This is a genomic window from Paracoccus fontiphilus, from assembly GCF_017356265.1.
Taxonomy (GTDB): domain Bacteria; phylum Pseudomonadota; class Alphaproteobacteria; order Rhodobacterales; family Rhodobacteraceae; genus Paracoccus; species Paracoccus fontiphilus.
Window position 1 is genome coordinate 1 of the sequence record NZ_JAFNAW010000077.1, and the last position, 14,108, is coordinate 14,108.

A 14,108-nucleotide genomic window follows, 5' to 3' on the forward strand; every position below is an offset into this window, starting at 1 on the left:
TCAGACCCCCCATACCTGCCTCAGCAGAAGGGAAGCACATCATAGGCTAGCCGGGAATCCTGAATCTCGATGCCCGCGACATGCTCTAGAGCAGCCCCGACCGCGTGACCCCCAGCAGCCCGCCTTGCCGCAGGGTGGCGACCGGATAGCTGTCGCTGCGCATCGCCTCCAGCGAGAAGCCCGGCTCGACCTTCTTCAGCGCCTGCAGGGCGGACAAGGCGCCTTCCTCGTCGTGGCGGTGGTATCGCAGTGCCGCCAGGAAGCGCAGCGAGGGACGGTTTTCGGGGGCGAACTGCTGGACGGCGTCGAAGCGCTGCTCGGCTTCCTCGAAGCGGCCCAGGCGGGTCAGCGAGATGCCCATGCGCATCTGCCAGGTGGCGGGGTTCAGGACCGACAGCGCCTCGGCCAGGCCCGCCTGCGCCTCGCGATGGGCTTCCTTGTGGCGGCCGAGGTCGGTCAGCGCGCGCGAATAGGCATACCGCGCCAAGGGATTGCGCGCGTCCATCTGGACGGCCTGCTGGGCCAGCCAGAAGCTGACCTGGCCGTGCTTCATGTAGCCCTCGACCACCGAGCCTACGCCCAGGGCGGTCGCGCTGTAGGGATCGGCCTCGCGTGCCCTGCTTGCGAATTCCTGCGCCTTCTGGATGCTGCCCTGAGGATCGGGCACCATGCGTTCGAAGACCTGGGTGGTCAGTATCCAGGCCCGCAACGCCATCGTCAGGGACGCATTGACCCCGTCATCCATGCCCGACAGCGCCTTTTCGGCGCGGGACAACCGCGCCTGATTGAAGCTGAACACATCGGCGAAGGATACGCCCAGGGCGGCATCGACGGTGCGCAGGGCTTCCAGGACGCGCAGGATGCCCACGCAGATCTGGGCGGTGCAGATGCTCATGGCGCCGGTCAGGTCGCCTGCATCCAGGACGAACTTGTGCGACCAGAATGTCCGCCCGCTGGGCCGGTGGCTCAGCCGGACCAGCATGTGGATGCCGTCGCCCATCCGGTTGACCACGGCGGACAGCACGATCGCGGCCTGTCCCGGATCGGCGCGGTCGGGCATGGACACCAGCGGCACCAGATCGCAGACCCGGCCCGCGGCCTCGCCCATGACCATGGCCGCGATAACACCGCTGTCCGTATCGCTTGCCATCGGCTCGGCCGTCAGCAGGACCGGCAGCAGCGAGGGTTCGGGCGCCATGGGCGTCACCGCCTGTTCGGAATGCATCCGGGCGTCGCGCAGCCAGTCCTCGAATTCCGGGTCTTCGATATCCAGGTCGGATGCGAATTCCGGCATCTGCCCGTCCGGGCCGGGGCGGGCGGTCATGTCCAGCCGGATCAGGTTGCCGTCCAGGCCCACCCATCCCGGTCCACTGACCAAGGCCTCGCGGTCATCGCCCAGGCTGATGCGGATTTCACGCAGCACCTGACGCAGGCTGGCATTGGCATGGTCGGGGTCGCGCGTGCTGAACAGAAGATCCTGCAGACGCGCCCGCAGCACCCGCATGGAGGTCGCGCTGCCCAGAACGGCAAGCGCCCCGCGCGCGCGCATGCCTCGCGGGGTCAGGCGACGGTTTCTTGGTCCGATCAGCTCGACCGGTCCCATGAGGCGAAGCGTCAACGGCTGCATGCAACGAAAAGCTGTAGGCGAAATCCGAACTCGTTGTTACGCTTTCCCTTACGGCAAAGATACAGTGTTTCGATTCACTTTGGTTAATGGGGTTCGAGGATGCCCATATTACACGGTGAGCATGGTGAACATGGCGAGCACGGCGAGGTCTCAGGGGGATCTGCCGACACGCTCATGACTGCCGCCCTGATGCGGACCCGGGACGCCATTGTCGGGACCGAGACGATCAGGACGTCACCCGCCCAGGACGCGGCCTTGGACACCGCTGCCCGGCTCCGGCGGATGGACGCGCAGTTCCGCCAAGCGGTCCTGGTGTCAGAACTGCTGGAGGATATCGCCTTCCAGGTCGAGGATTACCCGGAGGAGGGTTATGACCCCCCTCGCAGGACGGCGCGATCCGTGACGGTCCAGCGCCGCGCGGCGGGGGATGGCACCGGGGCGGCGCAATACAGGCCGCTTGCCACGATCATCCGGCCCGGGGTGCAGGACTTCGCCCAGGCGGCACCGCTTGTCGCAGCCTATGCCGAGCTGCGCGCCGACCGGGCCGCCGAGATCCTGGTGCAGAAGGAACACCTGGTCCCCTTTGCCGCAGCCATCCTGCCGATCACCCCGGCCCGCACGCCCGCCGTGATCGAGATGCTGGAAACCGGCCTTGCCCTCGTCACGCCCGTGGTGATGCGCGTGAAGATCGCGCTCGGCTGTCCCAGGCCGAGCCAGTTCAGCGACCGCATCCAGCCGATGATCCCCGAGCCTGGCCATCCGACCCTGCCCAGCGGCCACGCCATGCAGATGTTCACGGTGGCGACCATGCTGACGCTGCTGGCAGAGCCCGCGTCCGTCGCGGTCAGCGACAGCCAGTTGTATCGGCTTGCCTGCCGTATCGCGATCAACCGGACGGTGGCGGGGGTGCATTTCCCGGCGGACAGCGCGGCGGGTGCGGTGCTGGGCATCCAGCTGGGCCGCTACCTGATGGCCCGGGGGCAGGAGCAGGCCGGCACGGTCGGGTCGGCCCGCTTCGACGGGACGCGATTCCACGACAGGACAAGGCCGCGCGACTTCCATTCCGGCATCCTTGCCAGGATGATGGCGGGTGGCGATCCCTCCACCACGTTTCCGGACGACGCGGCCGCCGTGCGCCCCGCGCCCCTGTGGCAATCCCTGTGCAAGCGCGCGGGCGATGAATGGCAGACACGATGGAGCTGACATCCGGTGCAGATCGGCCCCCCGGCACATGGTCCATGCCCTGCATGGCCTCTCATCGGCATCGTCTCGGCCTGTCGCCCTATCTGCACTATTACCACGACCTGTGGACAAGGCGGGGCGAGGCGAAGGCTCGCCCGCCGCTGATCCCCGAATCGATCCTGTCCTTCCAGGAGGCCCTTGTCGACCTGATCGGGCCGAAGCTCGACTGGATGCTGGCGGCCTTCGACGACTTCCGGGAAGATCCTGCGGGCGTCCTGTCGGACGATGCGGTGAACCCGGACTTCCACCCCCTGGGGGATGAGGATCTGACGGTTCCCCGCCTGGCCTATCTGTCCCATCGGGCCCTGCCCGATCCTGCCGCCAGTTGCATCATCGGCGTGATCGACGACGCGGTCCCCTTCGCTCACCAGTGCCTTGCCTTGCCCGGCCATGTCAGCCGCGTGGCTTCGGTTTGGCTGCAGGATGCGGCCTTTCGCAAGGGGATGGGCGACGACCTGCCCTCGGGCGCGGAATGGCGCGGCGCCGAACTGTCAAGGATGCTCGCCCAAGCCGCGCGGGGCCGGATCGGTGGCGAGGACGAGATCTATCGCCTGACCGGGGCGGTGGACCTGACCCGCCCGGCCCCGCCCTCGGGCGCGTTCGAGACGGGACATGGCGCGGCCGTGGCACCCTTGGCCGCCGGCTTCGATCCCGCCGATCCCCGGGCGAAGCGCCACCCGGTGATCGCGGTCTGCCTGCCGCCGCGCATCATCGCCGATTCCATGGGCGTCATGGCCCCCGTCGCCATCCTTGCGGGCATCGCCTTCATCGTCAAACGCGCCAGGCGCCTGTGCCGCTTCATCGAGGCCAGGCGCAAGTTGCCGCACCGGTCCGTCAGGCTGCCGGTGGTGATCAATCTCAGCCTGGGGCTGACGGCGGGGCCGCGGGACGGCGGAAGCCTGCTGGAGCGGTTCATGGACGCCGTGTCGAAGCGGAACTATCCGGGGCTGGGCCCGGTCCACTTCGTGCTGCCCATGGGCAACCACCGCCAGGCGCGGCTGCGCGCAAGGCTGCGGGAGGGCCAGTCCATCGCATGGCGCCTGCCGCCCGACGATCCGACCATCAACGCCATCGAGATCTGGGGCCCGCCCTACGACCATGATCCCCGGGGCGATCTGCAGCTGGCGCTGACGCCCCCCGGAATGTCGCGGGCGACGACCGCCTTCCGCAGGCCCGGGCAGTATTCGATCCTGTCCGACGATCGGGGGCTGCCGCTGGCGCGCGCCTATTACGTGCCCCAGCCGCTGCCGGACGGCAGATGGCGCGACGGCATCGTCGTGATGGCGGCGCCCACCTGCCCCGAACGGCCGGGCGAGGTGTTCGCGTCACCCGGCGACTGGCGGGTCGGGATCGGGGAAAGCGACGATGGCCGTGTTTACGACCTTTCCACCCAGCGCGACGAGGCGATCCGCGGGTTTCGCTCTGGCGCGCGGCAAAGCTGGTTCAGCGATCCCGCCTATCGCAGCCGGAACGAGGCCGGGTTTGCGATTCCCTTCGACCCGAAGAAAAGCGGCAAGGCGCGGATCATCCGGGCCGGCACGGTCAACACCTATGCAACGGGGGATTGCCCCTTGAGGGCGGGGGCGGCCTATCGCTCGACCGGGGGCGCGACGGTCTATGGGGCGCTTCTTGCCAGCGGGAAGGCGGGCGACTGCCTGGCGCCGGTGGACCGCAGCATGAACAACACCGGCATGATCGTGCGCGGTCGCGGCAGCGGCAGCTTCACCTTGGCGTCGGGCACCTCGATGGCGGCGCCCCAGGCGACGCGATGGCTGGCGGGCAAGCTGTCGGAAGGACATCGGCCGGACGGACGGGCCGCAATCGCCCGGCTGGCCCGCGACCAGTTCGGCGGCAAGGCCGAACCGCCGGTCCTGTCGGAACCCGAACCCACGCGTTTTCCCGAGTTTTAAGCCATGCTCCTTGAACCACGGTTTTTTCACGCACGGCCACCCCGAGGGATTCACGCCCGTTTCACGGCACCGGTGGATAGTGATTCCATTGAAGGCAATCATCGGTCGCTCGGGATGGACGACTTACTTCAAGGCAGCAAGGGAGAAGACGGACATGCGGGGCGACACAATTCCGAATTTCAACAACGTCATTGCCGCGCTTCAGCTTTTGGGCGGTGGACCGGGGGGTGTGCAGAATGGTCCGGTCCATGACCTGCAGGAAGACCTGAAGGCGGCAATATCCGGGCGCTCGGGGGTCGGTGCTCCTCTCGCCGACCCCGCCCGCCCAAGCTGGGCCGCGTTTCGCCGGCTCGAGCAGGAGAACCAGCTTCTGACCGACCATGTCGAGATGCTGGCCTGCGCCCTGGGTGCCTGCCCAAATTGCTGGGGCAACATCGAGGATTGCGAAGAATGCGGAGGCATCGGCCATCCCGGTGCCTTCGCGCCCGACCGTGCCTGCTTCGACCAGTTCGTCCTTCCGGTCATCGTCCGCGTCATGGGCAGGCCGGGCCCGGACGACGACCCTGCTTCCCGTCCCGGAGATTGCCGGGACCGGAACGACCCGCCCGGTTCTTCAGAGTAACCAGTTCCCTTTTCCCCATGCGGGTGGTCTGGCGGATGGCTTTTCCCCCCATCCGCCAGATGCCGTGTCAGAACAACGGGTCCAGCGCGAAGGGATCGGCAGGCGCCGTCGTGGCGATGGTGCGGCCCGGTCCCGACAGGGTGGCGATCTGCTGGGCCAGGATCGCGATGGCTCGGGAGGCGGCCGCCGCCGAGGCGCCGGGCCCGGTGGTCGCCATCGGCACCGAGATGTCGAAGCTGCGCGCATGGTTCGCGCCGCCACTGCCCTCATCCGAGACGAAATAGCGGCCCGACAGGCGATAGATGCCGCTGGCCTGCGCCAGCGCCCTTTCGACGCGGACCTCCAGCACGCGCTGCGGGGGTTCGGCAAGGGGCCAGGGTTCCCCGATCACGGTCGCGCCGGAGGCGTCGGAAATGGCGCGGGCCAGCGCCTGGGTAAAGGCCCGTTGCGGATTGTCCGCCCACAGGTTGTCGGGATTCGACCGGACCGCGCCGTCGGCGGTCTGGAAGGCGACCTCCTGCCCCGAGGCATATTCGGGCAGCGACACGTCCTTCAGTTCCGCGCTGCCCAGCCGGTTCGGCACCTGTTCGCCCGTGACCGGCGGGTCGATCAGGTAGCGCGCGGTCTTTTCAGGGTTCGAACAGGCCCCAAGCCCCAGAAGACCAAGGCAGGCGAGTGCGGCGGGCAGGCGAAGGGTCAGGGTCATGGCGTCATCGTCCCAGAATGAAGGCGCGGGGGTTGCGTTCGATCAGCCGGGCCAGCGAGCCGAAGGCCTCGGTCGCGCGGCGCAGTTCGCGCAGCATGTTGATGGCCTCGGTGTTGAAGGCCGACCGCTCGCCATAGGAGGCCAGCACCCCGTCCGCCCGTGCCGCCGTCGCCTCCAGCCGCTGGATCAATTGCGGCAGGCGCTGAACGGATGCCGCGATCTCGTCGGCAGCGACGCTGGCGCTGTCCAGCGCGTCGTTCAGGCTGCCGGCCGCATCGCCGTCGCGCAGGTCGTTGAGCAGGCCCGACGCCGCCTCAAGGGTGTCCGACAGGTTGCGCGGCAGTTGCTCGGCATCCTCGCTGCCCAGCATGGCGCGCAGGTCGGCCAGGATCCCTTCCGCCTGGGCGCTGATCTCCGAGAAGTTGAACTCCTCGACCGCCGCCGCAGCCGCGTCGATCTGCTCGACCATCTCGGGCGCGTCGGCTGCCGCCAGCTTGACGGCTTCGGCAGCGGCCGCGGCTTCCTCGACAAGGCGCGCGATGTTCTCGGCCGTGCCGCTGTCGCGCAGGTCGCGGGCCATGCCGCCGATGTCGGTCGCCGCCCCCCTGGCCTGGTCCAGCGTTTCGCGCAGGCTGCCGGGAATGGCGCGCGTGTCCTCGGAACTGGCAAGGGCGGTGATGCTGTTCATCATGTCGGTGGCGGATTTCAGCACCTCCTCGATCGGCAGGTTGCCGACGCGCGACAGGAAGCCCTGGGCGCTTGCCGTGAAATCCTCGAGATCGCCCTGGACCGAGGGGATGATCGGGTTGGGCTTGGCGGCCGTGTCGATGGCGGCCGGCGCGGCATCCGGGATGTCGACCAGTTCGACCATCAGCGAGGTGCCGAGGAAGCCCGCGCTGGCCACGCGCGCCCGCAGCCCGTCGGCCACGGCCTGCTGCAGGAAGGCCAGCGCATCCTCGGGCGTGGCGTCGGACGCCAAGCCCAGCCGGAAGGGAGAGATCGCCATGGTCACGACCTGGCGGATCTTGTCGTTCCCGTCGTCCACCGTGACCGCCAGATCCGTGACCTGGCCCACGCGCAGGCCTTGGAACTGCACATCGGCGCCCTTTTCCAGCCCCCGCAGGGAATCGTCGATCAACATGCTGATCCGCAGGGGTTCGGCGTTGTCGCTGGCCAGGATGTCGTTGCGGGCCGTGTCCTCGTCGGGTTGCAGGGAATAGGTATGGCCCGGCTGGATCGGCTGGCCGCCGCTGACCAGGGTGTCGAAGGACACGCCCCCCTGCAGCAGCGAGGACAGCGAGTTCACGTTGAACGACACGCCCGACGCGCCCAGCGACAGCGAAAAGCCCGAGGTGTCCCAGAACACGGTCGCCGTCGTCAGGCGCTTGTCATGCGGCGCCTCGATGAAGGCATCGGCGATGACCTGATCCTCGGTATCGGCAAGGCGCAGGTTTTCCATCCGCCCGACCTGCACGCCGCGATACAGGACGGGGGCGCCTTCGCTGATGCCGTCGGCATTCTCCATCGACAGCGTGACCCAGGTTCCGGGCGTGTCGCTGCGCACCAGGGACGGGCGTTCCTGACCCACGAAGCGGTCCTGCGGGGTGGTGACGCTGGCGTCCCAATACCCCTCGATGAACGACCCGGTCAGGACGGTATCCAGCCGCGTCACGCCCTGGGCCGTGACCTGCGGACGGACGATCCAGAAGGCCGCCTCGCTGTCGATATAGGGGGCCACGTCCTTGTCCACGCGGATCTCGACCACCACGCGGGACAGGTCCGGGGTGAAGCTGACGGATTCGACCTGCCCCACGGTGATTTCGCGGAAGCGCAGGACGGTCTCGCCGGGGGTCACGCCGGTCGCGTCCGCGAATTCGACCTTGATGGTCTGGCCGCGGTCGGCATAGGCGTTCCAGGCGATCCCCAGCGTCACCACCAGGGCGATGATGGGGACCAGCCAGATGACGTTGATCCCGGCCTGGGCGGCGCGCGCGGCCGTCTTGCGCGCAGGGCTAGCCGGTTTCAGCGGCGGCTGATGGTCGGTCATCGTGTCGCTAGTCCTGCCCCTCGTGGCCCGTCCGGCTTCGCAGCGGCAAGCCGCGCCAGATCAGTCTTGGATCAAAGCTTTGCGCCGAAAGCATGGTGAAGGCAACAGACAGCGCGAACGACACCGCGGCCGGGCCCGGATGGATCGAGGCGACAAAGCCCAGTTGCACCAGGGCCGACAGGATCGCCACCACGAAGACGTCGATCATCGACCAGCGGCCGATGAATTCGACCACCTCGTAGATCTTCAGCCGGGCATGGGCCTGCTCGACCGTGGCGGGCTGCCCGGCGACCATGGCCAGCCAGGCGATCGACAGGAACTTGGCAAGCGGCACGATGACCGAGGCGACAAAGACGATGACGGCGATGTCGTAGTTGCCGTAATGGATCAGCTCGACCATGCCCTCCAGGATCGTCGCCTCGGTGCTGCCCTGCAGGCCGGCGAAGGTCTGGGTGCGCATCATGGGGAACAGGTTGGCGGGGACGTACATGACAAGCCCCGCGAGCCACCAGGCCCAGACCTTCTGCAACCCCCGCCGGTCGGGCGGCACCAGATCCGCGCCGCAGCGATCGCAGGTTTCCTGTTCCTCGGGCCAGACGCGGCCGCAGGACCGGCAGCCGATCAGCCCGGCGCGATGGGCGGTCATCACCGGCTGGTCGCTCATGGGGTGCGGCCCTGCGCCATCTCGCGTCCGTCGGTGCGCAGTCCGGCATCCTCGATCGCGTCCCAGATGGTGGTCTGGCACATGAACCCGCGCGAGGCGAGGTTCACCAGGATCAGGGCGCAGAAGGCCCAGAACGCCGGGCCGAGATGGACCGTGGCAAGCCCGGCCACCTTGACCAGCGCCACGGCGGTGCCGATCACGAAGATCTCGGCCATGGACCAGGGGCGCAGTTCCTCGGACCAGCGGAAGGCGCGGGCAGCATGGCGATAGGGCGCGCGCCCCTGGGCCAGCGGCACCAGGGTATAGACGAGCAGAAAGGACCGCAGCACCGGCAGGCCCACGATCATCGCCATCACCGCCAGCACCAGAGGCAGAAGCACGCCGTCGGCAAAGGCCATCGCCACCCCGAACAGCGACGTGGCATTGCCGAAGCCCATGCGCGAGATTTCCAGGAACGGAAAGAAGATCGCACCCATCATCAGCACGACCGTCGTGAAGGACAGGGCGATCAGCTGGATGAACGCGCCGCCGCGCGGCTTGGCCAGGACGCCGCCGCAGCGGATGCAGCGCGCCGTTTCGCCCGGTTGCAGTTCTTCCTCGACATGCAGGGCGTCGCAGCGCGGGCAGGCGATCAACCCCCTGCCGGTCGTCAGGTCAAATGTGTCGCGCGCATCCATGACATGCAAGATAGTGGTCCCCCCGGGCCGCGCAAGCGCGATCGTCGGCCTAATGCTGCGCCCCAAGCCGCGCGGCAGAGGTCAGCACCACATTGCGTTCCTCGACCATGGTGTTGCCTTCCTCGATGGCGAACTGGAGCCGCAGAAGAAAGCTGTTCCCCTCGAACCCCAAGGTGGACTGGCCTTCCAGTTGGGTGGTGAAGGCCTCGATCAACTGGCTGCCGAGGCCGGTCCCCTCGGACTGGCGGGAATCGGCCCCGACCGAGTTCGCGACCTCCAGCACGGCCTGTCCCGGCGCGACGGTGCTCAGGCTCACGCGCACCCAGGGCGCCTCCTCGCCGGGGGCGATGCCCGCGTATTTCAGGGCATTGGTGAAGGCCTCGGTCGTCAGCAGGGACAGGGGCACGGCCTGGTCGGGCAGCAGGATCAGGGTTTCGATGTTCGTCTCGATCCGCAGGGCGCTGTCCGGCTCGACCGAGGCGCTGACCATCTGGCTGATGATGTCGCAGACCAGGCGGCCGGCCTCGACCGCGTCAAGGTGCTCGGCCTGGTAAAGGTTGCGATAGATCGTCGCCAGCGCGGCCACGCGATCCTGGACGGAACGCAGCACGCGCTTGGCGTCGGGATCGTCGATCACCCGGCTTTGCATGTTGATGATCGACGCGATCAGTTGCAGGTTGTTCTTGACCCGGTGATGGACCTCTTTCAGCAGCACCGTCTTTTCGGCGACGGCTTCCTCCATCGCTTCCTCGTCGCGGATCAGGATGCGCGCCATGTTGTGAAAGGTCTGGCTGACGTCGCAGATCTCGGTCGGCGCATCGGTCAGGACCGGGGGCGGCTCGGTGCGGTTGCCGATGGCGAAGCGGCGCATCTGGCCGCGCAGCACGGTGATGTGGCGCAGGACCATGCGGAACACCGCGAAATAGGCCACGGCCAGCGACACCAGCCACAGCGCCATCGGGATCGTCACCGCCCCCAGGCGCGAGATCTGGAACAGCCCCACGCCCGCGGTCCGGGGCGACCAGCTGCCAAGCGCGTAGACCAGCCCCGGCACGGCGGGCACCACGGTGAACAGGCGGCTTTCGCCGTTGCCGGCGCGGGCGCGGAAGGTCGTCTCGGACTGGGACAACAGGCTGACCAGTTCGATGTTCTCGGGCAGGATGTCGGTGATGCTGGTCTGCGCATCACTGTCCGAGGTCAGGATCTCTCCCTTCTGGTTGAAGGTGACGATCCGCGCACCGTCGCTGCCGACGCCGAAATTGTGGGTCGATCGCAGCAGTTCGTTGGTCAGGGACAGGCCGACATAGCCCAGCATCTCGCTGTCGCGGTACAGGGGCTGGATCACCAGCACCACAGGAAGGCCGGTGGCGGTGCCCCTCGAGATTGCCGTGACCTGGGTTCCCGGCTGTTCCATGAAGGTCCTGAAGCCTTCGGATTCGCGCAGATCCAGAGGTATCCCGCGGCTGGACGAATTGCAGCTGCTGAGCCCGTCCAGCGGCACGAAGCCCGCGAAGACATAGGTCGCGCTGCGTTCGATGAAGTTGCGCATCAGGTCGGAACAGGCCTGCGGACGATCCATCGTCTCCAGCACCGCGGGGCCCAGCGCGTCGGCCGATCCCAGGGCGCTTTGCAGCAGCGCCCGTTCCCCCGCTGCGGCCGAGGCGGTCCGGCCCAGAAGGGCGATCTGCACCCCGCGCTCGGCCTCCTGGACCATGTTGAAGTTCTGGATCAGCGAGATCAGGCCCAGGGGCAGGATGGCGACCGACAGCAGGGCACCAAGCCGGAAGCCCAGCTTGCGGGTGAAGTCCAGCCGGTCGTTGATCTGCCGGAACACCGGCGGCCCCTAGCGGGCGATGGTTTGGCTGGAGGCCATGACGGCCAAGGTCGCCTGATCGGTCATGTCCAGTTCCTCGCCGCTTTCCAGATGCAGCAGTTCCGCCAGCTTGCGGCGCCCGCGATTGGCCCGCGACTTCACGGTGCCGATGGCCACGCCGGTCATGTCGGCCGCTTCCTCGTAGGAAAAGCCGGACGCGCCCACCAGGATCAGCGCCTCGCGCTGTTCGTCGGGAAGCTGCGCGAAGGCCACCCGGAAGTCCTTGAGGGCAAGCCGCCCGTCGTGTTCGGGACGCGTCGCCTGGCGCGCGGCATGGATGCCGTCGCTGTCGCTGACCTCGCGCTTGGTCTTGCGGCGGGCGGAATAGAAGGTGTTGCGCAGGATCGTGAACAGCCAGGCGCGCAGGTTGGTGCCGGCCTGGAACTTGTCCATGTTGGTCCAGGCCTTGACGATGGTGTCCTGAACCAGGTCGTCGGCGGCCGCCCCTTCGCGCGTCAAGGACAAGGCAAAGGCGCGCAGGGCGGGCAGATGGTCCACCAGCTGGTCGCGCGGATCCGTCGTCGCGGATTTCTTCATTCTTTCACCGTCCATCGTCGCGTTTGCAAGGAAGTCACTTCTGCTCGCGCAGCTGGTCGAGAAGGGCCAGGAATCGATCGGGGATCTGCTCGGTCACGTCCTGTTCATAGACGCGGCGCAGATTTTCGTCGATCTGCTTCTCGACTGCCACCTTGCGGCGGTCATCTCGCTTCGATGTCATTACTTTGTTAGTCCCGGAAACTTGTGCGCACGGTGTCCAACCTGTAGGGGTTAGGATAGGTTCCGCGCAATATGCGAAATTCGAAGGATGTTAAAAGATGTCGTCAGCCGATCTGGCCCAGTCCATCGGGCGCGAGCTGCCCTATCTGCGGCGCTATGCACGTGCGCTGACCGGCAGCCAACGAGCCGGTGATAACTACGCCGCCGCCACGCTGGAGGCGATCCTGTCGGACCGGTCGATCCTGCTGGAGGAAGATGACACCCGCATCGGGCTGTTCCGCACCTTCCACGCGATCTGGCAAAGTTCGGGCCAGCCCATCGACGAGACCGACCGCACCGCCCGCGAGCGCCGCGCCCAGGATCACCTGCGCGGCCTGACCGCCAACTCGCGCGAGGCCCTGCTGCTGCGCACGATCGAGGAACTGCGCTTCGACCAGATCGGCCGGGTCATGCAGATCGACGAGGCCGAGGCCGAGGAACTGGTGGGCATCGCCCTGGCCGAGATGAGCGCGTCCCTGCGCGGCAAGGTGATGGTGATCGAGGACGAGATGATCATCGCCATGGACCTGAAGGGCATCGTCCAGGCCATGGGCCACGAGGTGACGGGCGTGGCCCGCACCCATTCCGCGGCCATCGAGCTGGCGGGCCAGCAGCGCCCGGACCTGATCCTGGCCGATATCCAGCTGGCCGACGGATCGTCGGGCATCGACGCCGTGAACGAACTGCTGCGCGACATGGGCGACATCCCGGTGATCTTCATCACCGCCTTCCCCGAGCGGCTGCTGACCGGCGAACGTCCCGAGCCGGCCTTCCTGATCTCGAAGCCCTACAACGAGGAACAGGTGCGGTCCGCCGTCAGCCAGGCGATGTTCTTCGCCTCGACCGAAGGACTGGACGCGGCCTAGGCCGGCATCCGCCCGGAACAGCGGGGCGGCGGGTCATTCCGCCGCCTTCTTTATGCCTTCCACAAGCGAGGCCCGGGCCTCGCGCGCGGCGCGGATGCGGCGGCGGCGGGCGATCTCGACGTTGATCAGCGCGCCCAGCAGGACGGAAAACCCGGCCAGGTAGAACCACATCAGCAGCGCGACCACCGTGCCGATCGAACCGTAGATCCGGTTGTAGCTGTTGAAGCTGCTGAGATAGGCCGAAAAGGCGACCGAGGCCCCCGCCCACAGGGCGGCCGCGAAGAAGGCGCCCCAGGTGAAGACCGGCGTGCGCGGCGTCTTCACGTTGGGGCCATAGCGGTACAGGATGCCGATCCCCAGGATCACCAGCAGGAACATCGCCCCCCAGGGCAGGCCCGCGACCGCCCAGGCCCGGACCTGTGCGAAAACCTCGAAATTCAGCAGGATCGGCACGATCACGATGGTCGCAAGCCCCGCCAGAGAGATGCCGACAATGGCCAGCGTCAGGCCGTAGGCCAGCACGAAGCCGACGATCGTGGAGTGGGACCGCACCCCGTAGGCGGCGTTCAGCCCGCGCACCAGCGCATCGACCCCGGCGCGGGCAGAGATCGTTGCCACCATGAAGGACACGAACGAGGCCCAGCCGACGGACGTCCGCCCCGATGAGGTCAGCGACACGACCTGGCTGTCGATGAGGTCGGCGGCATCCTCGGGCAGGAACTCGTGCGCCACGTCCAGATAGGTCATGATGACGGTCGGATCGAACCACAGGCTCCACAGGGCCAGGATCGCGGCAAGGCCGGGAAAGACCGCGAACATCGCGTAGAAGGCGACGCCCGCGGCGATCAGGCCCATGTGGATCTTGTCCATGCGTTCGAAGATCGCCGACCAGAAAGCCCAGAACTCTCGCAGCAGGGTCAACATCGGAACCTTCGTCCTTGTGGTCGGCCTGCCGTCATGGCGTCATCGGCAGCCGCGACTGTCAACCTGTATAGCGCCCCCAGATCGACGTTTCCCCAAGCCTTGCGACAAATTCGGCATGGGCCGCGGCCTCGGCCGGGGTCAGGCGCGGCGGCAGCGGCACGGGCCGCGCGGCACGGGGGCCCGTGTTGCCGCCC

The 14,108-nt window shown here is 67.6% G+C and carries 13 protein-coding genes; 4 read left to right on the forward strand and 9 right to left on the reverse strand.

Annotated features, from left to right (window positions below; all coding sequences use genetic code 11):
• Nucleotides 1-85: 85 nt before the first annotated feature.
• Nucleotides 86-1,549: an SARP family transcriptional regulator gene (locus J0F76_RS17925; protein ID WP_207471572.1), complete on the reverse strand. Its 1,464-nt coding sequence runs from the start codon at nt 1,547-1,549 to the stop codon at nt 86-88.
• Nucleotides 1,550-1,801: 252 nt separating this feature from the next.
• Here J0F76_RS17925 and J0F76_RS17930 point away from each other — a divergent pair, with 252 nt between their 5' ends.
• The 3 genes from J0F76_RS17930 (at nt 1,802) to J0F76_RS17940 (ending at nt 5,401) form a co-directional block, all read left to right on the forward strand.
• Nucleotides 1,802-2,830, forward strand: coding sequence for a phosphatase PAP2 family protein (locus J0F76_RS17930; protein ID WP_207471574.1), 1,029 nt, complete (start codon nt 1,802-1,804; stop codon nt 2,828-2,830).
• On the forward strand, nt 2,821-4,779 hold the full coding sequence (locus tag J0F76_RS17935) for a S8/S53 family peptidase (RefSeq protein ID WP_207471576.1): 1,959 nt from the start codon (nt 2,821-2,823) through the stop codon (nt 4,777-4,779). Before J0F76_RS17930 ends, J0F76_RS17935 begins: the two co-directional genes overlap by 10 nt.
• Nucleotides 4,780-4,933: 154 nt before the next feature.
• Nucleotides 4,934-5,401, forward strand: coding sequence for a hypothetical protein (locus J0F76_RS17940; protein ID WP_207471578.1), 468 nt, complete (start codon nt 4,934-4,936; stop codon nt 5,399-5,401).
• Between the two features lie 67 nt (nt 5,402-5,468).
• Here the strand turns inward: J0F76_RS17940 and J0F76_RS17945 are convergent, their stop codons facing one another.
• Genes J0F76_RS17945 through J0F76_RS17975 form a run of 7 tightly spaced genes read right to left on the reverse strand, consistent with a single transcriptional unit; the run spans nt 5,469 to nt 12,086 of the window.
• On the reverse strand, nt 5,469-6,107 hold the full coding sequence (locus tag J0F76_RS17945) for a PqiC family protein (protein ID WP_207471579.1): 639 nt from the start codon (nt 6,105-6,107) through the stop codon (nt 5,469-5,471).
• Between the two features lie 4 nt (nt 6,108-6,111).
• Nucleotides 6,112-8,154, reverse strand: a complete 2,043-nt coding sequence (locus J0F76_RS17950) for a PqiB family protein (RefSeq protein ID WP_207471580.1) — start codon at nt 8,152-8,154, stop codon at nt 6,112-6,114.
• A 7-nt stretch (nt 8,155-8,161) separates the two neighbouring features.
• Entirely contained in the window at nt 8,162-8,818 is a 657-nt protein-coding gene (locus tag J0F76_RS17955) for a paraquat-inducible protein A (protein ID WP_207471581.1), read from the reverse strand.
• The gene (locus J0F76_RS17960; protein ID WP_207471582.1) at nt 8,815-9,495 is read right to left on the reverse strand and encodes a paraquat-inducible protein A; all 681 of its coding nucleotides are present in this window, start codon (nt 9,493-9,495) and stop codon (nt 8,815-8,817) included. The genes J0F76_RS17955 and J0F76_RS17960 overlap by 4 nt, the downstream gene beginning before the upstream one ends.
• A 49-nt stretch (nt 9,496-9,544) precedes the next feature.
• The gene (locus J0F76_RS17965) at nt 9,545-11,329 is read right to left on the reverse strand and encodes a sensor histidine kinase (protein ID WP_207471583.1); all 1,785 of its coding nucleotides are present in this window, start codon (nt 11,327-11,329) and stop codon (nt 9,545-9,547) included.
• A gap of 9 nt (nt 11,330-11,338) precedes the next feature.
• A complete protein-coding gene (locus tag J0F76_RS17970) occupies nt 11,339-11,905 on the reverse strand; it encodes an RNA polymerase sigma factor (RefSeq protein WP_242690379.1) in 567 nt (188 codons plus the stop codon).
• Between the two features lie 34 nt (nt 11,906-11,939).
• Nucleotides 11,940-12,086 (reverse strand): NepR family anti-sigma factor, encoded by a 147-nt coding sequence (locus tag J0F76_RS17975; protein WP_207471586.1) that lies wholly within the window; start codon nt 12,084-12,086, stop codon nt 11,940-11,942.
• Between the two features lie 97 nt (nt 12,087-12,183).
• Here J0F76_RS17975 and J0F76_RS17980 point away from each other — a divergent pair, with 97 nt between their 5' ends.
• Entirely contained in the window at nt 12,184-12,990 is an 807-nt protein-coding gene (locus J0F76_RS17980) for a response regulator (RefSeq protein WP_207471588.1), read from the forward strand.
• Between the two features lie 33 nt (nt 12,991-13,023).
• On the opposite strand, the gene J0F76_RS17985 is transcribed toward J0F76_RS17980, so the two are convergent.
• Nucleotides 13,024-13,914: a YihY/virulence factor BrkB family protein gene (locus tag J0F76_RS17985; RefSeq protein WP_207471590.1), complete on the reverse strand. Its 891-nt coding sequence runs from the start codon at nt 13,912-13,914 to the stop codon at nt 13,024-13,026.
• Nucleotides 13,915-14,108: the final 194 nt, after the last annotated feature.